Origin of the sequence: Corynebacterium sp. HMSC072A04 (genome assembly GCF_001809235.1) — a bacterium.
GTDB classification, from domain to species: Bacteria; Actinomycetota; Actinomycetes; order Mycobacteriales; family Mycobacteriaceae; genus Corynebacterium; species Corynebacterium hiratae.
The window spans coordinates 52,724-71,288 of record NZ_KV796780.1 but is presented as its reverse complement, the minus strand read 5'-3'; the positions used below and the strand labels follow the sequence as shown (position 1 = coordinate 71,288).

At 64.0% G+C, this 18,565-nt stretch carries 18 protein-coding genes; 3 read left to right on the top strand and 15 right to left on the bottom strand.

Annotated features, from left to right (window positions below):
- Positions 1-173 precede the first annotated feature (173 nt).
- Positions 174-1,112 carry a hypothetical protein gene (locus HMPREF2565_RS06045; RefSeq protein ID WP_071407021.1) on the bottom strand — a complete coding sequence of 313 codons (939 nt, stop codon included), beginning with the start codon at positions 1,110-1,112 and terminating at the stop codon, positions 174-176.
- 147 nt (positions 1,113-1,259) lie between these two features.
- Positions 1,260-2,834, bottom strand: coding sequence for a lysine--tRNA ligase (gene lysS, locus HMPREF2565_RS06040; RefSeq protein WP_071407020.1), 1,575 nt, complete (start codon positions 2,832-2,834; stop codon positions 1,260-1,262).
- Between the two features lie 170 nt (positions 2,835-3,004).
- Here lysS and HMPREF2565_RS06035 point away from each other — a divergent pair, with 170 nt between their 5' ends.
- Positions 3,005-5,101, top strand: coding sequence for a PhoX family protein (locus HMPREF2565_RS06035; RefSeq protein WP_070511113.1), 2,097 nt, complete (start codon positions 3,005-3,007; stop codon positions 5,099-5,101).
- Positions 5,102-5,128: 27 nt separating this feature from the next.
- Here the strand turns inward: HMPREF2565_RS06035 and HMPREF2565_RS06030 are convergent, their stop codons facing one another.
- Genes HMPREF2565_RS06030 through dacB form a run of 13 tightly spaced genes read right to left on the bottom strand, consistent with a single transcriptional unit; the run spans position 5,129 to position 16,975 of the window.
- Positions 5,129-6,076, bottom strand: coding sequence for a 2-dehydropantoate 2-reductase (locus HMPREF2565_RS06030; RefSeq protein ID WP_070546270.1), 948 nt, complete (start codon positions 6,074-6,076; stop codon positions 5,129-5,131).
- Positions 6,077-6,115: 39 nt separating this feature from the next.
- Positions 6,116-6,847 carry a pantoate--beta-alanine ligase gene (locus tag HMPREF2565_RS06025; protein WP_046647273.1) on the bottom strand — a complete coding sequence of 244 codons (732 nt, stop codon included), beginning with the start codon at positions 6,845-6,847 and terminating at the stop codon, positions 6,116-6,118.
- A gap of 23 nt (positions 6,848-6,870) precedes the next feature.
- Positions 6,871-7,548: a Rossmann-fold NAD(P)-binding domain-containing protein gene (locus HMPREF2565_RS06020; RefSeq protein WP_052750503.1), complete on the bottom strand. Its 678-nt coding sequence runs from the start codon at positions 7,546-7,548 to the stop codon at positions 6,871-6,873.
- Positions 7,549-8,829, bottom strand: a complete 1,281-nt coding sequence (locus HMPREF2565_RS06015) for a DUF6779 domain-containing protein (protein WP_070546311.1) — start codon at positions 8,827-8,829, stop codon at positions 7,549-7,551. It lies immediately after the preceding gene.
- Between the two features lie 5 nt (positions 8,830-8,834).
- Positions 8,835-9,308, bottom strand: a complete 474-nt coding sequence (locus HMPREF2565_RS06010) for a DUF3180 domain-containing protein (protein WP_070511118.1) — start codon at positions 9,306-9,308, stop codon at positions 8,835-8,837.
- Positions 9,308-9,781: a 2-amino-4-hydroxy-6-hydroxymethyldihydropteridine diphosphokinase gene (folK, locus tag HMPREF2565_RS06005; RefSeq protein ID WP_046647202.1), complete on the bottom strand. Its 474-nt coding sequence runs from the start codon at positions 9,779-9,781 to the stop codon at positions 9,308-9,310. Before folK ends, HMPREF2565_RS06010 begins: the two co-directional genes overlap by 1 nt.
- Positions 9,781-10,152 (bottom strand): dihydroneopterin aldolase, encoded by a 372-nt coding sequence (gene folB, locus HMPREF2565_RS06000; RefSeq protein WP_046647201.1) that lies wholly within the window; start codon positions 10,150-10,152, stop codon positions 9,781-9,783. Before folB ends, folK begins: the two co-directional genes overlap by 1 nt.
- Before the next feature lie 3 nt (positions 10,153-10,155).
- Positions 10,156-11,085, bottom strand: a complete 930-nt coding sequence (gene folP, locus HMPREF2565_RS05995; protein ID WP_046647200.1) for a dihydropteroate synthase — start codon at positions 11,083-11,085, stop codon at positions 10,156-10,158.
- A 5-nt stretch (positions 11,086-11,090) separates the two neighbouring features.
- Positions 11,091-11,681, bottom strand: a complete 591-nt coding sequence (gene folE, locus HMPREF2565_RS05990) for a GTP cyclohydrolase I FolE (RefSeq protein WP_046647199.1) — start codon at positions 11,679-11,681, stop codon at positions 11,091-11,093.
- Complete coding sequence (gene ftsH, locus HMPREF2565_RS05985; protein ID WP_070546268.1) at positions 11,671-14,118, bottom strand: ATP-dependent zinc metalloprotease FtsH; 2,448 nt, start codon at positions 14,116-14,118, stop codon at positions 11,671-11,673. Before ftsH ends, folE begins: the two co-directional genes overlap by 11 nt.
- Positions 14,119-14,168: 50 nt before the next feature.
- Positions 14,169-14,756, bottom strand: a complete 588-nt coding sequence (hpt, locus tag HMPREF2565_RS05980; RefSeq protein ID WP_070546265.1) for a hypoxanthine phosphoribosyltransferase — start codon at positions 14,754-14,756, stop codon at positions 14,169-14,171.
- A complete protein-coding gene (gene tilS, locus HMPREF2565_RS05975; RefSeq protein ID WP_083295524.1) occupies positions 14,740-15,699 on the bottom strand; it encodes a tRNA lysidine(34) synthetase TilS in 960 nt (319 codons plus the stop codon). The genes hpt and tilS overlap by 17 nt, the downstream gene beginning before the upstream one ends.
- Positions 15,689-16,975, bottom strand: coding sequence for a D-alanyl-D-alanine carboxypeptidase/D-alanyl-D-alanine endopeptidase (dacB, locus tag HMPREF2565_RS05970; RefSeq protein ID WP_070511124.1), 1,287 nt, complete (start codon positions 16,973-16,975; stop codon positions 15,689-15,691). The genes tilS and dacB overlap by 11 nt, the downstream gene beginning before the upstream one ends.
- A gap of 69 nt (positions 16,976-17,044) precedes the next feature.
- Between dacB and HMPREF2565_RS05965 the strand changes: the two genes are divergently transcribed.
- On the top strand, positions 17,045-17,518 hold the full coding sequence (locus tag HMPREF2565_RS05965) for an inorganic diphosphatase (protein WP_070546309.1): 474 nt from the start codon (positions 17,045-17,047) through the stop codon (positions 17,516-17,518).
- Positions 17,519-18,002: 484 nt separating this feature from the next.
- Positions 18,003-18,560, top strand: coding sequence for an endonuclease domain-containing protein (locus HMPREF2565_RS05960; protein ID WP_232745242.1), 558 nt, complete (start codon positions 18,003-18,005; stop codon positions 18,558-18,560).
- The last annotated feature ends 5 nt before the right edge of the window (positions 18,561-18,565 follow it).

The following is an 18,565-nucleotide window of genomic DNA, read 5'->3' as shown; positions in this document are numbered from 1 at the left end:
CTACGCACTCCAAAACCGGAAGAGCCAGTTATCCTCCCCACACATCCGCACGCACGGCCCCATCAGGCTGCCGCCGCAGGCTACCGCAGCCATCCCCAAGGGCACCTCGCTGCTGTGCTTCACGACGCCCAGCGGTTCCTACGAACTCACGCTGACGCGCGGCCAGCACTGATCTAGCGCTGCCCACCTTTCTCTGACACGAGTGCACGCGCGGCCGGGTCCAGGACGACGACTGCGCCACCGTCTTCGATGCTGCAGCCAAGCCACCGATAGTCGGGCTCGTCTGGCCAGCCGGGATCGGCGTTATAGGAGCAGCTGAAGCCATCTTCCATGAGGTACCCGCGGTTGCCTCCCTCCATCGGAGCGAAGTCATAGTTTTTGTAATAGTCAAGAACTTCCATTGCCCGCGCGCAATCCGTCCCGTTTTCTTTGGCATAGACATACTCGCCATTGCCGAGGTCCCCACAGATGGTTCCGGTCATAGCTTTCCCTTCCCCATCTGGCTGCGGTGGGAAGGTATCGGAGTAGTACTCACCATCGTCTTTCACTGTGAAGTGGTGGCCATCGATCTTGACCGTGAACTCATCCTCATTCACGGATTCAAACGTCACACCGTTCATCGTGACGGTGTTCCCTGCTTCTAGCGTGGTGGGTGCCGCGGCGTCTCCGCCCATTTTCACATTGGGATAAAAGCCCGCGTTCGCATCGAAGTTGACGGAGTTAGAAAGCCAGAACGGCTGCCCGGTCGCCGGGTACAGGGGCGGATCAGCGAACATTACGCTGCACCCGATCAAACCTTGATCTTCAGTGACTGTGCAGGCCACGCGATCGTTCGGGCTGCTCACTCCATACACCGTGGAGGTCGCGTGCCCCAAGTTGGTGGCGATGAAGTCTTCCTTATCTAATTCTTTAAGGCCCGAGTCACCTTCCTTGTCCTTCGCGGACGTCGGAGCCGGGCTCGCTTCCGTAGATTCAGTGTTATCGGCGGAAGTCTCGGCGGTGGAGGGCTTGTGGAATTGCGGCTCACCGCTGGTGGAATCCTCGGCAGCAGAACACGCTGCCGCTGTACAGGCGATTAGTGCGAGGGGCAGGGCATTCAGAAGCTTTGTCACACCTGCATTTTCCCATGGATTGGTCAATCCTGCGGCTAGCCGCAGCAACTTTCCCTCATTGGGGGCTGGAGGCGCAGCAATGAGAAAACCAGAAAACCCGCGCAGCCACCAGAGTGGCGGGCGCGGGCAGGTGGAGGCTAGGAGAAACTAGTGCTCCGGCTTCACGATCGGGAAGAGCACGGTCTCGCGGATGCCCAGGCCGGTCAGGGCCATGAGCAGGCGGTCCATGCCCATGCCAGCACCGGCTGTCGGCGGCATGCCCTGCTCCATGGCGGCGAGGAAGTCCTCATCCAGCACCATGGCTTCCTCATCACCGCCGGCGGCAAGGCGGGCCTGATCCTCAAAGCGCTCACGCTGGATGACGGGATCGATGAGCTCCGAATAGCCCGTGGCCAGCTCGAAGCCGCGCACGTACAGGTCCCACTTCTCCGTCACGCCCGGCTGGGAGCGGTGCTGGCGGGTCAGCGGGGGGGTTTCAACCGGGAAGTTCTTCACAAAGATCGGGCCCTCGAGCTGGTCTTCGCAGAGCACCTCCCAGATCTCTTCCACCAGCTTGCCGTGGCCCCAGCCGCCGTTCTTCGGGACGTCGAGCCCGATGACGTCGGCAATCGCCTTGAGCTCCTCGACGGTGGAGTCGATGGTCACCTCCGGCTGGCCCGGGAACTTGCGCTGCAGAGCCTCGTTGAGGGAGGGGTACATCTCAATCTCCGGCCACTCTTCGCCGCCGAGGTCGTACTCCGTGCCATCCGCCAAGGTCACGGTGGTGGAACCGAAGACTGCGCGGGCCACCGACTGGATGGACTCGCGAATGGTGCGAGCACAGTCGCTGTAGTCGCCCCATGCCTCGTAGGTCTCCAGCATGGCGAACTCCGGGGAGTGGGAGCGGTCAACGCCCTCGTTGCGGAAGTTGCGGTTGATTTCAAAGACGCGGTCAATGCCGCCGACGACAGCGCGCTTCAGGAAGAGCTCCGGAGCGATGCGCAGGTAGAGGTCGATGTCCAGGGCATTGGAGTGGGTTACGAACGGGCGGGCCGCCGCACCACCGTGGATGGTCTGCAGCATCGGGGTTTCGATCTCCACGAAGCCCTGATCCTCCAGGTAGTTGCGCAACGCACGCATGACCTTCACGCGGGTCATGGCATTCTTGCGGGCCTCCTCGCGCACGATGAGATCGTTGTAGCGCTGGCGCACGCGAGTTTCCTCGTTCATGTCAGCGAAGGAAACCGGAAGCGGGCGCAAGGACTTCGCCGCCATGGTCCACTCGGAAGCCATGACGGAGAGCTCGCCGCGGCGCGAAGCAATGACGCGGCCGCGTACGGAAATGAAATCACCCAGGTCAACGTCAGACTTCCACGCGGCGAGGCGCTCCTCCCCTACCTCCGCCAGCGACAGCATGGCCTGTACCTGGGTGCCATCACCATCCTGCAAGGTGGCAAAGCAGAGCTTGCCGGTATTACGCATGAAGATAAGGCGGCCGGCGATGGCTACCTCGACGTCAGTCTCCTCACCCGCGCTGAGGTAGGTGACGCCCTCTTCCGCGGCCGGCTCTTCGCCCTCTGCAACGACCTGGAACTGCTGGCGGAGATCCCGCAGGGAGATCGTGCGGTCCACGGTCACCGGATAAGGCTCGGTGCCGGACTCCAACAGTCGGGCGCGCTTCTCGCGGCGGATGCGCAGCTGCTCGGGGACGTCAGGAACTTCAGTATTCTTCTTCTCGCTCACGGTTGTCTAGGGTAGTCGATCCCCATACGCTGGCGCGATCCCGGTTCACAGAGTGTTCATCTAGCCGTTAGACAGTATCAACCGCGCGGCCATCTCAACCGTATTAACTCAGTGCGTCCGTTGCGACATCCCCGCGCAACCAACGAGTTCGATTTTTGGAGCATATTTTCATGACACTCAACGGCCGCAATCTCTTGGCTAACATGTTTACCTCTTCTCGTTCTTCTCTTACCTGCACCTACAAGTGCGGTAATGCCTGCTTCGGCGAGTGCGAGAACACCTCCGATAACCCTTACTTTGGTGACCAGTTCTCCCGCCGCACTGCTCTGCGCGCCGGTGGTCTGGCCGTCGTCGCCGTCGGTGGCTCCTCTGCGCTGGCTGCGTGTGCCGCGCCGGATGACAACGGGTCTGCGGCTGGCAGCTCCTCCAACAAGACCAGCGAGGTCAAGGGCTCTGACATCGAGCTCACCTCCGCCGAGGGCATGCACTTTGAAGCCGTGGAGGCCAACACCAAGGATGAGGTCGTCATCCCCAAGGGTTATGAGCAGTCCGTCCTGATTGCCTGGGGTGACCCGGTCATCGAGGGCGCGCCGGAATTCGACGTCAACAACCAGACTGCCGCGGATGCGGAGAAGCAGTTCGGCTTCAACAATGACTTCGCCGGCCTCATCGAGCACCCGGATGACAAGAACCGCATGATCTACATGTGCTCGCACGAGTACACCACCGAGCCGATGATGTTCCCGGACTACGACCCGGAGAACCCTACCGAGGAGCAGGTAAAGATCGGTTGGGCTGGCCACGGCCACACCATCCTCGAGGTCTCCAAGGTGAAGGGCTCCGGCGAACTCAAGCGCGAGTTCGGCCCGCTCAACCGCCGCATTACCGCTACCACCCCGTTCACCCTGGTGGGCCCCGCTAAGGGCACCGACCTGGTGAAGACCTCCGCCGACCCGAAGGGTGAGAAGGTCCTGGGCACCCTCAACAACTGCTCCGGTGGCGTGACCCCGTGGAACACCATGCTCTCTGGCGAAGAGAACTTCGACCAGTATTTCGCCGGTGGCGATGTCAAGGATGAGAAGGCCGCTGAATCCCTCAAGCGCTTCGGCATCGAGGAGGGCCCGTCCGAGCGTAAGTGGGAAAAGTACGATGACCGCTTCGACGTGACCAAGGAGCCGAACGAGCCGAACCGCTTTGGCTGGCTCGTGGAGATCAACCCGCTGGACCCGAAGTCCACCCCGATTAAGCACACCGCTGTGGGCCGCTTCAAGCACGAGGCCGGCAACATCCACATCACCAAGGATGGCACCGTGGTCTGCTACTCCGGCGATGACTCCCGCTTCGAGTACGTCTACAAGTTCGTCTCCTCCAAGAAGTACAAGGAGGGCGACCTGAAGCACAACATGACCATCCTGGACCACGGCACCCTGTACGTGGCCAAGATGGAGGGCAACTCCCCGGAGAAGGAAATCGACGGCTCCGGCGTCCTGCCGGAGGACGGTGCTTTCGACGGCACCGGTGAGTGGGTCAAGCTGCTGACCTCCGATACGGAGAACAACAAGTTCGAGTCCCACGTGGACGGCATGTCCGCCGAAGAAGTCGCCGTCTTTACCCGTGAGGCCGCCGATAAGGTGGGTGCCACCAAGATGGACCGCCCAGAGGACGTTGAGGTTCACCCGGAGACCGAGAAGGTCTACATCGCACTGACCAACAACAAGTACCGCGGCGCCACCGGTGAGAACGCCAAGAAGAACAAGGAAGACGCCAAGGAATGGGCTCCGGTCAAGGAGAACAAGAACGGCCTGGTCATGGAGCTCGAGGATGACCACGCCGGCGAGAAGTTCACCTGGAACCTCTTCCTGGTCTGTGGTGACCCGCGTGAGGCCAGCACCTACTTCGGTGGCTTTGATAAGGAGAAGGTCTCCCCGATTTCCTGCCCGGATAACCTGGCCTTCGACAACCACGGCAACCTGTGGATCTCCACTGACGGCAACGCGCTGGACTCTAACGACGGCCTCTACGCCGTGACCACCGAGGGCGAGACCCGCGGCGAGCTCAAGTGCTTCCTCACCGTCCCGGCGGGCGCGGAGACCTGTGGCCCGATCGTCGACGATGACCGCGTCATGGTCAACGTTCAGCACCCGGGCGAGTCTGATGACGCCACCTTCGACAACGCCACCTCCCACTGGCCTGATGGCGGTAAGTCCACCCCGCGCCCGGCCGTGGTTGTGGTGTGGAAGAAGGGCGGCAAGATCGGTACCGAATAAGGCACCGACGTTGCGTAGTGCGCACTCTTAGGCGGTGCGCAGCTGCGCCTCCAGCACCTCCTGTGCAAAGTCCCACAACGGGGTTGCAACGCCAGCCTTGACGCCCATGCGTCGGATCGCTCCGACCTGGGCGTCCAATTCATTCGGCAGTCCTTCCTTGATATCGCGCTGCATCGAAGACGTACTGTCCGGGTGCTGCTGGCGGGCAAATTCCATGGTCTGCTCCACCACGTTCTCTGGCAGCTCCACGCCGAGTGCGCGCCCGACGGCCTCGACTTCCCGCATGAATGCCTCGAGCTGGCCGGGGATTTCCTGGCAGAGGTAACCGATAGGTTTATCCACCAAGGCGCCCAAAGTGCCTGTCGGGGTGACGAACATGGCTTTCGACCAGACGTCGACAAGCGCGGCGTCGTGGAACTTGCTGGAAGCCCCCGCCTCTTTCAGCGCTGCCGACAGCTCCTCGCCCGTGCGGCGCAGTGACTCCGGCGCATCAGCACTCAGCGGACCAAAGGCCAAAGCCAAGGGCCCCGGGTTGCGCTTGATCTGCGCCGGCCCCAGACGCGTGGCGTAAACGCGAGCGACACCAGCGAGGATGTTTTCCTCCCCGAATTCCTCGGCCGCCAGGTACGGAATCTCTACTGAATTGTGCGTGGTCACCACCGGGATTCCCTGCAGGGCCTCGCGGTCCTCCGCGCTTCCAAAGGTCTCGTTGCCCGGCAGCGCCTTCGACGCGATAATCGCCACGTCCAATCCGCCCAAGAGTTCTTTGACCTCAGCAAAGGTGTGGGCAGCCGGGACCTTTATGACCTCGGTGGTGGTGGGTTCCGCGTGGGCGTCGATCAGCGTCACGCCCGTCTCCCCCAGCACCCGCAAGGTCTCACCGCGAGCGACGAAGGCGACGTCGTGGCCCGCTGCTTTCAGTTTTCCGCCAAAGTATCCGCCGATGGCGCCGGCTCCCAGAATTCCAATCTTCATGTCTCCAACCTAGCTGGTGGAGACCTGCGCCACAGACTTTTATCCGCGCTGTTCTAAGTTACGGAAGCCAATGCCCAACGGCACGCCCGCGTTATCGATGAGCCGCACGCCGCCAATGGTGGCGGCGATAAAGAGGCGGGCATCGCCCTCTGCTGGGGCTTCACCCAGGTCGCGTCCGCGCAGCTCCACGTACTCCGGCTCGACGCCCGCGGCGGCCAACACTTCACGTGCCACACGGACAACTTCCTCGGCTCCGGATTCCGCCGCGTACGCACCGGCGGTGAGTGCCGCTGACAAGGCGCTGGCTTGCTCACGGGCCTCCGGTGCGACGTCGGCATTGCGCAGGCTCATCACCACCCCATCGGGCATACGCACCGAGGGCACGCCCTGCACACGCGCCGCAATGTGGAGGTCCGTAAAGGCCTGCTGGGTGGCCACGAGCAGCTCGTAGTCCTTCTCCCCCATGAACACATCGCTGGGACCCAGCGCGCAGGTCAGCGCCACAATGCGGGTCAGCTCCGCGCTCACGTCCTCCATGCCGTGGTCGGGTGCAAGGACCCGCGTGCGCTGACTCTGCTGGTCGTAGCGCCACACCACATCAACCCCATCGAGGGAAGAGATGTCCGTCTCCGGGTCCACTGCCACGACCACGATGCCACCGCGCACGCGTTGTGCTGCCTGCACGAGTGCCAGGTGCCCGGCGTGAATATCGCGGCCGAGTGGCACCAGCACTACGCGCTTGCCGGTCTTGCGGTAGGCGCTGCCGACCATGCGGATGCGCTCGTTGTCCTCCACTAGGAGTTGCTCTGCCACGGCGCTTCCTTTCTTACTGCCCACAGTTCCAGTTCTTCCATGTTCTTCTTCTCACCCACCATGCGGGCGACGTCGCGGTAGTTGCGCGCCATGCCCAGCTCCACGGCGGCGGGGTAAGCATCGATGATGTCGCCAGCGTCAAGGTCGAAGGAACTGCCCATAAAATCTTCGATAATCCCCGCCTTAAGCGCCGCCCACGCGCTGAGTTCACCGAGCATCTCCGCGTAGTACAACCGCGCGGCTCGCTCGGCACGTTGTGCCGCCGGCACCGTTTCTGCAGTTTGGTGAATCTCCGAGAGCAGCAACCCAATGACGGTCTCCGCCACCTCATCGAGGGTGCCCACCGCGTAGGAGTCGCCCAGGGGAGCTGCGGCAATCGTCAGGCACCCGCGCGTTTCCAGCTCATCAAGGGCTTCCACCCCAGCCAGCAATGAGGTGTGGATGACGATTTGCTTGGGGCGCACGTGCTTTTCGACGTCCCCCACTGCCCCCTCCAGCTCCCTCGCCGTCGCGGCGAGAATCAGCGCATCGAAGCGGTCCAGCTGGGCGGGGTCCTCAAGCTTCTCAATGGTGTGGCCAGCCATCTCCAGACGGAGGGCGAAGTTAATGCCGGCTCGGGAATTACCCCAGACCGCCACTCGCATGCGCGGAGCAGACATCTACTTCTTCACGTCCTTGTTCTGCTGTTCTTTCCGGCGCTTGCTACGCGCCATGAGTTCAGCCACGGAGACCGCGCCCTCGCGGTGTTCATCGCTACGACGGCGGCCACGGGTGTCGGGCTGTGCGGTATCTGCTTCCGGCTTGCGGTGGCGGTGGTGCGGCTGCTGCGCGGGGCTAGCATCCTCCTTGACGTGCTGCGCACCCGCAGCACCCTGGTTCCACTGCACGGCCTGGAAGCTATCGGTCTTGAACTCCGGCGCCTTCTGCTGCGACCGAGTCTGGGGCTTCGACTGCTGCGGCTTCTGCTCGGTGCGCGCCTGCGGCTTCTCTGCCTTTGCCTGTGGCTTGTCATCCTTGGGCTGGGGCTTGTCGGCCTTTGGCTGAGGCTGAGGCTGCGGTGCTCCCATAGGGCGAAACGCCGGAGGACGGCCCTGCGACGGCTGCGGTGCGCCGAACGGGGATGGTGCCGGGCGGGTGCCCTGCTGATCCGCGGGCTGCTCCGCGGGTTTCGCGGCAGACTGCTCGGCTGGCTTCGGAGTGGGTTGCTGAGCAGGCTTCGCGGCTGGCTTCGCCGCCGGCTGCTGGGCGTTGGCACGGGCGTTATCCGCCAGCAGATTGTCCAGCGGGTTGCTCACCGGGTGGGTCGGCTGCGAGCCGAGGCGGCCTGCGACGGCGTCGGCAGACGGCGCGCCGCCGGACTTCTGGGTGAAGTTCACGTTGGGGGCATCGCCGCGCTCATCCACGCCAGCGCCGCCAGCCTTGCGCTCCAGCTCCTGGATGCGGCGAGCCTCCGCATACAGGGCGGCCGGCTCGTAGACCCACTCGCGCCCGGAGATCTCCTCGATCTGGGTGCGGATGGCTTCCAGCTCCGATCGGATCTCCGCCAGGACCTTGCTGTTATCCGCGCTCGAAGCACCGGAAGCGGTCAAGGTGGATGCGGCATGGGCGCGCTCCACCGCCAGAAGCTCCTTGGCCTCATGGGCCTGACGGCGATAGCGCACCACCAAGAAGAAGCCCAACACCGCGGCCCACAGGGCAGCCAGCAGGGCAATCTTCAGTGCGTTCGCCGAACCCGAAATCAACATGACCAGGCTGGCGATGACCGCGAGGATGACGAGGATGATAAGCCCAATAGAACCAGCATCCGTCTTCGAACCGTCCTGGGAAGACTCCGCCGTTGTCGGTGGCTGAGAGTCCGGCTGCGCAGAAAACTGGGTGGTCGGGCGATCATCCGGGGCCGACTCGTACTGGGGATCAGGGGCGTGGTGCGGGCTCGTCATGCCCACTAACTTACCGCTTGTGCCCCATCAGTTGGAGGTGGCACCTCGCAGTGTCGCTCCAACACCACTCCGGCAACACACATCGCGGCACCGCCCAGCGCCGAAGACACCACCCCGGCCAGGTCACCAGCCGCAGCGACGAGCTCACCGGCGCGCGGCACCACGTAGACCGCCATGCCAGCATAGGCCCCGCCCACGATGGCCCCGGTCCACGCCGAGGCTTTGCCGACAAGCAGGAATTGCGCGATGGTCATGGGATTGAGCTGCGAGTTATCCAGGCCGATACCGTGCTCGTCCTCCTTGGCACCGCGCACCTTGAGCGTCAACAGCACGCACACCAGCGCCATAGCCCACAGAGAAATCGATACGGTTGCCGGAATGGCCAGCATGGAGCCATAAAAGCGGGTGGTGAGGGTGGCAGCCGCCGCAGCCACGAAGAGGGCGGTGCCGACAAGCGCGCCAATCGACGTCCTCGTCATTACTCCCCCAGTTCCTTCACCGCAGCGACCTCGTCCTCATCGAGGTCGGCGATGAGCTCGCGCACCGGGGTGCCGTTGAGCTCCGCGTGCTCATCCGCGGCCAACCACGGCACGAGCACGAAGGCCCGCTCGTGAGCATAAGGATGCGGCAGAATAAGTTCCGGATCTTCGGAGGTCACGCCGTCTATCTGCACGACGTCCACGTCCAGGGTGCGAGGACCCCAGTGCCGCACCCGCACACGCTCAGCGGCCTCCTCCAGCTTCTGGCCACGGCGTAGCAGCTCCAGCGGGGTGCAGTCCACGTCCACGATGAGCACCGCGTTGAGGAATTCATCTTGGTCGGTCACGCCCCACGGCGGGGTGGCAAAGACTGGAGAGGCAGCGACGGTCTCCTCAGCAAACTCGTCAAAGACGGTCTGCAGCAGCGCGCAGCGGTCTTCCATGTTGGAGCCGATAGACAGCACGGCGCGCATTAGCCTGCCATCCTCTTTCGGGAGCGGCGGGCCACGACTGCCACGTCCGCGAAGGTGCGCGGGATGGGCGCCTTCGGCTTGTGGATGGTCACCTCGATGGCATGGAGAATCCCGAAGCGCTGCATCGCGGTCTCGGCGACCTCCTCAGCCACCGTCTCGATAAGGTCCCGGGAGGGGCCCTCGACGATGTCCGCGGCGACGTCGGCAAGCTCGGCGTAATTCACCGTGCGGGACAGGTCATCCCCGATTCCCGCGGTGTCCAACCAACAGGTGATATCCACGATGAAGGGCTGCCCCGTCTTCTTCTCTTCCTCGAAGACGCCGTGGTAGCCAAAGCACTCCAGGCCGGTGAGTTCAATGCGATCCGCCATGTTTTATGCCTTTCCCAAAGAAGTGGACACCACTGTTCCGCCGTCCGCGCCGTTGGCGTAGCTGCCGGAGGCATGCGCGCCGCCGGTGTAGGCCGCGCCCGCGTTCCAGGCCGCGGCGACATCCACGGCATCGCGCGAGACTTCCACCTCGTGCACGCGCACGCCCCACGCACCCATCTGCGCAGAGATGGCGGTGACGGCCGCGGTGGCCGGGTCCGCGAGCAGCGGGCTGGACTCGGCGCCGCGATCTTCCCGGATGGCGGCGAGGAAGCGCTTGCGGGACGCGCCCACCAACAGCGGGAACTCGCCCTGGAGGAACTCCGGCAGAGCCTTGAGCAAAGCCCAGTTATCCTGCGGGGACTTGGCAAAACCCAGGCCCGGATCCACGACGATATTGTCGTGGCTAACACCGGCCTGCAGGGCGTTATCAGCGAGCTTCGCCAGGGACTCGTGGACATCGCGCACCACATCCCCGCCATGGTCGGCCACACCGGCGGCCGAGCCGAACTGGACGGTGCGCCAGTGCATGAGGCAGACCGGCAGGCCGGTTTCGGCCATGGTGCGGTACATGTCCGGGTCGGCCGCACCACCGGAGACGTCATTGATCATGTCCACGCCGGCCTCCGCAGCGGCTTGAGCAACCGAGGCCCGCATCGTGTCCACCGAGGTCTTAATCCCCTCCTCGCGCAGCGCCTTGATGACGGGCACGACGCGGCGTTCTTCCTCCTCGGCAGCCACGCGCACCGCACCCGGGCGGGTGGACTCACCGCCGACATCGATCATGTCCGCGCCGCAGGCGACAAGGTGGCGGGCGTGGGTAAGTGCATCGTCGATGTTGATCCAGCGCCCGCCGTCGGAGAAGGAGTCCTCGGTGACATTGACGATGCCCATGACCAGCGTGCGGCCGGGAACGGTGAGATCACTGACTGCCATTGCTGCTAGCTCCTAATCAGGCTCATGACCTCCGCGCGGGAGGCCGCATTCTTCTTGAATCCGCCGCGCACCGCGGATGTCGTCGTGGTCGCCCCCGGCTTGCGGATACCGCGCATGGCCATGCACAGGTGCTCGCACTCGATGACGACGATGACGGACTGCGCGTGGAGGACCTCCACCAGCGCATCGGCGATCTGGCTGGTGAGGCGCTCCTGGACCTGCGGGCGCTTTGCGTACATGTCCGCCAGGCGAGCCAGCTTGGACAGGCCGGTGACGTGGCCGTCGGAGCCAGGGATATAGCCGATGTGCGCCGTGCCGTAGAAGGGCACGAGGTGGTGCTCGCAGGTGGAATAGATGGGGATATCGCGCACGAGGACGAGCTCTTGGTGCTCCTCGGCAAAGGTCTTGTGCAGGACCTCAGTCGGGTCCTGGTGGAGACCTGCGAAGACCTCGGCATAGGCGCGGGCCACGCGGGCCGGGGTCTCGCGCAGGCCCTCGCGGTCGGGGTCCTCGCCCACTGCGATGAGCAGCTCGCGGATGGCTGCTTCGGCGCGCTCGTGGTCGAAGTCGCGCTGCGCCGGGATGTTATCGCTCATTGGTGTCGCCATCCTTGTACGGGTTGTTGCGGTGTTCATGTTCTCCCCAGCCGGGAGCGCCCCAGGCGTGCTCCTCCGGCTTGGCGTGGCGGCCGCGGCGTTCCGGTTCGCGCGGTTGCGGCTGGGCTTCCGGCTGCGGTGCAGCGGCATTCGGCACACGCGGAATCTCTTGGGTGTCCTCGTGGTTAGGGCCGGCCTGTTCTGGGGCCACGGTCTCCTCTTGCGCCCCATCGCTGGCGGCCTCGTCTGCGCTGAGCTCGCGGCCGGTGGGCTCGGTGATATCGGACTCGCCGAAGAAGGTATTGCCCTTCTCCGGATCCACAAAGTCGCCTGCGTGCTGGCCAAAGCTGAAGCCGATCTCCTCGACCGGCGCCGCCGATGTCGCGGCGGCGCCATCGGCCTCCCCGCCGTTTTCCTTCGCGCGCTCGAGCTCCGCGTGGCGGCGCGCGCGGGCGGCACGGGAGGCGTCGAGAAGCGTCATGCGCTTCGGCAGCTCCTCACCGCGCTCCTGGGCAAGCTCCACCGGGGTCTTTACCGGCTCGCGGCCGGCCTGGCGCGGGAAGCGGGCGTCCTCGTTCGGGAAGACGTCGAAAGCCTCGCGCGGCTCAATGCCTTCGAAAATGCCCTCGAGGTCCGGGCGGCGCAGGGTTTCCTTCTCCAAGAGCATCTCGGCGAGCTTATCCAGGTAGTCGCGGTGCTCGGAAAGGATGTCATAGGCCTGCTGGTGCGCGCGGTCCAGCAGGTAGGCCATCTGCTCATCAATCTTGGCGGCCACGGCATCCGAATAGTCGATGGAGCCACCGCCGCCGGCGGCATAGGCGAAGGGATCGCCCTGCTCCTTGCCGTACTTGACGGTTCCCAAATCCGGGCTGAAGCCATACTCTGTGATCATGGAGCGCGCAATCTTGGTGGCGTGCTCAATATCCGAAGAAGCGCCGGTGGTGGGTGCTCCGAACACGAGTTCTTCCGCGGCGCGCCCGCCCATGGCGAAGACGAGGCGTGAGAACAACTCATCGCGGGTGTACATGCCCTTATCGTCTTCCTGCGCGGTCATGGCATGGCCGCCGGTGCGGCCGCGGGCCAAGATGGTCACCTTGTAGACGCGCTCGATATCCTTCAGCGCCCACGCGGACAGGGTGTGGCCGCCCTCGTGGTAGGCGGTGACCTTCTTCTCATGTTCGGAGATGATCTTGCCCTGGCGGCGCGGGCCGCCGACGACGCGGTCGGTGGCCTCCTCCAGCGCGTCATAGGTAATGACGTTGCCGCCGATGCGGGCGGTGAGCAGGGCAGCCTCGTTGAGCACGTTGGCCAGGTCCGCGCCGGACATACCGGCGGTGCGCTTGGCCAGCTGCGCCACATCCACTTCCTTAGCCAGCGGCTTGTCCTTGGCGTGCACGCGCAGGATTTGCTCGCGGCCGGCCAGGTCCGGGTTGGTCACCGGGATCTGGCGGTCGAAGCGTCCCGGGCGCAGAAGCGCAGGGTCCAGAATGTCGGGGCGGTTGGTGGCAGCGATGAGGATGACGCCTTCGCGGTCACCGAAGCCATCCATCTCCACGAGCAGCTGGTTCAGCGTCTGCTCGCGCTCATCATGGCCACCGCCGGTGCCGGAACCACGCTGGCGACCCACAGCGTCAATCTCATCGACGAAGATGATGCACGGGCTGTTCTGCTTGGCCTGCTTGAACAGGTCACGCACGCGGGAGGCACCCACGCCGACGAACATCTCCACGAAGTCGGAGCCGGAAATGGAATAGAAAGGCACGCCAGCCTCGCCCGCGACCGCGCGGGCCAGAAGGGTCTTACCCGTGCCGGGAGGGCCATAAAGCAGCACGCCGCGCGGGATCTTTGCGCCCAGCTCATGGTAGCGCTCCGGATCATCCAGGAAGTCCTTGATTTCCTGCAGCTCATCCACAGCTTCATCCGCGCCGGCCACATCCGCGAAGGTGTTGGTAGGCATGTCCTTGGTCAGCTCCTTCGCCTTGGAACCACCAATGCCGAACATGCCGCCCGCGCCCTGCTGCATGCGGGTCATCATCCAGAACAGCAGCGCGAAGAGAATCAGCATCGGCAGCAGGAAGCTGATCATGGAGCCAATGAAGGAATCCTGTGTGACCTTGGTCTGGTACTTATCCGCACCAGAATCCTTCACCGCGTTGAAGACCTGCTCGGAGGCGCGTGCCGGGTACTTGGCAATGACCTCCTCGATGCCCTCCTGCTCTTCGACCGTTACTGGTTCCTTGAGCTTGAGGCGCAGCTGCTGCTCGCGGTCATCGATCTGCGCTTCCTCAACGTTCTGATCCGCCAGCTGCTGCATGGCCACCGAGGTGTCAACCTGCTTGAAGCTGCGGGCATCGTTGCTAAAGAACGTAAAGGCGTACAGCAGAATGAGAACCAGGCCCGCGATCGAGCCATAGCGAATGATGTTCTTGTTTTTCATTAATTACCTTGCAAATTCGAGGCCTCATGCAAAAAGAGGGCAAGAAAAGACTAGTCGTTGCTGTATACCGCAGGATCCAGTGTGCCCACATACGGCAGGTCACGGTAGCGCTCCGCAAAATCCAGGCCATAGCCCACGACGAACTCGTTGGGGATATCAAAGCCGACGTCGAAGAGATCCAGCTCCGCCTTGACCACCTCAGGCTTGCGCAGCAGCGTCACCACTTCCAGGGAACGCGGCTGGCGGCCCTGCAGGTTGCGGATGAGCCAGGACAAGGTCAGGCCGGAATCAATGATGTCTTCCACGATGACCACATCGCGGCCCTCAATATCGCGGTCCAGGTCCTTCAGAATCCGCACCACGCCCGAGGAGGAAGCTGAGTTGCCGTAGGAGGAGACCGCCATGAACTCCAGCTGGGACGGAATGGTGAGTTTGCGGGCAAAGTCCGTTAGGAAGAAGACCGCACCCTTAAGCACGCAGACCAGGATGAGGTCATCATCGGTGTTGCTGTATTTCTCGGACACGCGATCCGCCATCTCTTGGATGCGCGCCTGAAGATCGTCTTCGGCGACGAGAACGTTTTTGATGTCCTCTCCATAAGGATGGGCGGGGACGGCTGAATCATAGGTGTCGTGCACGTGAGCGCTCCTTTGCTGACCGAGGCAATAGTGACAGTTTGCCACCAACGCGTGCGACTTCCAACCTTGTACCTTTCTTTTCGCTGCGGACGGCGACAGGGCCTTGGCCATGCCACTGTGTGCACAGGGCATCGATGCCGCGCACCGCCTCGCGCGTCACCTCTACCCCTTCTTCGCGCAGCCACGCGGCGATCGCCCGGCGGCGCTTCGGTTCCGGGAGGGCTGCCAGCTCGGCGCAGTCGGAGGTGGGGGGTGGGCTCAGGAGGGCGTCGTCAAGCGCGGCGTCGTGGGCTGCCTGGGCTAGGGCCGGGACTGGGTCTCCGCCCACGATCTCCTGCAGGCGCGGGAGAATCTCGCGGCGCAGCGCCACGCGCCGGAAAGACGCATCCTGGTTCTGGGGGTCCTGCCAGACCTCCAGCCCCAGCTCCGCGCAGGCGGCCTCGGTCTGGGCGCGGCGCACGCTCAGCAGGGGGCGCACAACGCGCACGCCCTCCACCTCGGAACGCTCGCGCATGCCCGCGACCTTCCCCCGCAGAGCGCCTAGCAGCAGGGTTTCGGCCTGGTCATCGGCGGTATGCGCCACCGCCACCTCTTCCCAGGGCGCGAAGGCACGATACCGGGCGGCGCGGGCTTCGGCCTCCACGGAGCCTTGCTTGCCGACGTCCACCCGCAACACCTCCGCCCCCGCTCCCAAGGCGTGGGCCTGCTCGGCAGCCCGGCGCGCCTGCGCGGCCGAGCCTTCCTGTAAGCCGTGGTCGACGCAGAGCGCTGTCACCTCGTGTCCTTCGGCCACGAGAGCGGCGGTCAGCGCCAAGGAATCGGCCCCGCCGGACAAGCCCACGGCGATGGCGCGTGGCTGCTCACCGACCACGGCGCGGGCGGCGACGCGGCACGCCAAAAAGTTGGGGCTTCTGCGCGGCCAAAAAGGTTTCTTAGAAGTCATGGAGGGCAGCGGCGAGAGCATCTTGGGCTTGGCGGGCGGAGGTGACTTCGCCGTCGTTGACTAAGAAGGCGAAGGCGTACACGCGACCCGACTGGCCCTGGGCGGTGCCGGTCAGCGCGGAGGTTCCCGTGAGGGTGCCGGTTTTGGCGCGAACGTACCCGCGGGCCGGCGAATCGGGGTAGCGCTGGTAGAGCGTGCCCTCACCGCCGGCGAGGGGCAGGTAGCCCAACAGCGGGCGCAGCTCCTCGGTGGCTACGGCCTGGTCCATGATGTGGGCGAGTACGTCGGCGGGGATGCGGTTATCGCGGGACAGGCCGGAACCGTCTTTGAGGGTGATGTCGCTGATGTCGATGCCGTGGCCTTTAAGCACGTCGAGCATGGTTTTCGTGGCGCCCTCGAAACTTGCTTCCGCGCCCTGGCTGACGGCCAGCTCGCGGGCGATGGCCTCCGCCATGACGTTATCGGAATCCTTCACCGCTTCCTGGGCGCGCAAAGCCAACGGCTCAGATTCTGTAGCTGCGATGACCTCGGTGTTCTCGGGCGCTGAGCTCGTGTCCGCCTTGTCGGTTCCCAGGCGGGAGGCCAACGCGCGGGCGACGTCGAGGGCCGGCTCGTGGGAGCGCGGAACGTCGCCGGTCTTCTCCCCAATGCGCCCACCGTAGAGCATGGCCGGCTGGATGGGGGCGACGAAACCGCCGTCAATATTGTCATCATCCCAGCCCGGTGCCTGGTCGGGCCCGGCCCAGATGGACGTGTCGATGGAGACCCGCGTGACGGTATCCATCTTCTGCTGAATCTGTTCCGCCAGCTCATCGAGGCGCTCGTCCGTCAGCCAGACATCGCCGGCGGCCTTGATAACGATCTCGCCCTCGTGCTCACCTGCGACCACTTCGGTGGTCAGGCGCTCTTCTTCGTCGAGCTTGAGCGTAGCCGCGGCGAGGGTGAGGACCTTGGTGGCGGAGGCCGGGGTCAGCGGCTTTGCGGGCTCGCGCTCCCACAGCACGTCCTGGGTGGTGGTGTCGATGATCTGCCCGCCGAAAGTGGCTAGAGCCTTGTCCTTGCCTAGCTCATCCAACCTGGCTTTGAGCGCGGCGGCGTCGATATCACCGGGCTCGACGGGCTGGACCAGTGTTGTGGGTTCTTCCTGTTTATAGGGCTGGCCGTGGTCCAGGTGATCGTAGGTGCGCTGGATTTCTACGCCCAAGGCGGCCGTCGCCGCCACGGCTCCCGCCGTGACGAGGGCCGCAGTACTCCACCAGACATGCTTCGCTTTCATCGCCCTTTAGACTAGCGCGGTAGACTAAGCGGAGCACATGCCAACCTATTAGTTATGGAGGATTCAGCCGTGAGCGTTGAAGTAACCATCGAGATCCCTAAGGGCTCCCGCAACAAGTACGAGATCGACCACGAGACCGGCAAGGTCCACCTCGACCGCTACCTGTTCACCCCGATGGCCTACCCGGCTGACTACGGCTTCATCGACCACACCCTGGGTGAGGACGGCGACCCGCTGGACGCACTGGTCATCCTCCCGGAGCCGGTCTTCCCCGGCGTTGTCGTGGAGGCTCGTGTCCTCGGCGTGTTCAAGATGACCGACGAGGCCGGTGGCGACGACAAGCTGCTCGCCGTCATCGATGACCCACGCTGGGAGCGCTACCAGGACATCGACGATGTGGAGCAGCACATCAAGGATGAGATCGAGCACTTCTTCACCCGCTACAAGGACCTGGAGCCGAACAAGGAAGTTACTGGCTCCGGCTGGGGCGACAAGGCTGAGGCAGAGAAGATCCTCGAAGAGGCTAAGGCTCGCTTCAAGTAAGCCGCCACGGTCCGCACGTTGAGGGACGTTTCGATCAAATAGGGGCCCAAAACCAAGGGTTTGAGAGGCCTTAGTTGATCGAAACGTCCTTTTTCTTTGTCACCGCGACAACTCCTCATTCGTGACGTACGATTCGATCAAATAGGGGGCCGAAAACAGCGGTTTCTGGGGGCTTAATTGTTAGAACCGTACTCATCGGGGGCACATGGAGATTTTCGAGGGACGCGCGGGGACTCGCCGCGCTGCTAACGGCCGAGCAATCAAGATTTGTCGCGGTCTGTACTTATCTGCGGTGCCAACGCCGCGCGAGCTCGCTGAAGTCGTCTCACGGCGTTGGCCGGACTCAGCCTTGGACGGCTATTCCGCAGCTCAGCAATATCTTGGCCAAGAGCTGACCTACCCACTTTATTTTCTGCGCGCAGGAACGATGGCATCGAGCACGTATTTTCGCAGCCGGCGGGCACGGCCTAAGGCGCTGGGCAGCATGAACGGGGTGAACGTCTGCAGCCCGCTGCAATGTATTGAGGCGATGGCGCAGGAGGATGCCGTGGCCTTCATCGAGGCCTTCTTCGCCGGGCCGCACGGGCGCTCGCGCATCGAGACCGAACAGCTGGACTTTCGCCGCCTGCCCAAGCACACGCGTGAGGTGTTGGAAAAGGCCATCGTCGGGGCGGATAGCAAGCCGGAGCGCGACCTCACCCGGGGCCTTGAGCCCCACGCCAAAGTCCGCAACAACGTGCGGATTGGGCCCTACCGCTGGGACTTGGTGCTCGAGGAGCACAAGGTGGCCATCGAGGTGGACGGCTACGCCTATCACAAAGGCGAGAACCGACAACGTTTCGAAATCGACCGCCAAAAGCTGAACGACGCCGTCCAGCGCGGCTATCGGCCCCTCCACTTCACCGCCGCCACGATTGAGCACCACCTTGACGTCGCTGTTCACCAGGTCCTCGCAGTTATCAAAGGGCGGGGCGAGTTCGTCGCCCCGCCCTGGAAGTGGCACCACTACTGGCGGTGGGAGCGCGAGCGTTGGGCAGGCTAGCGTTG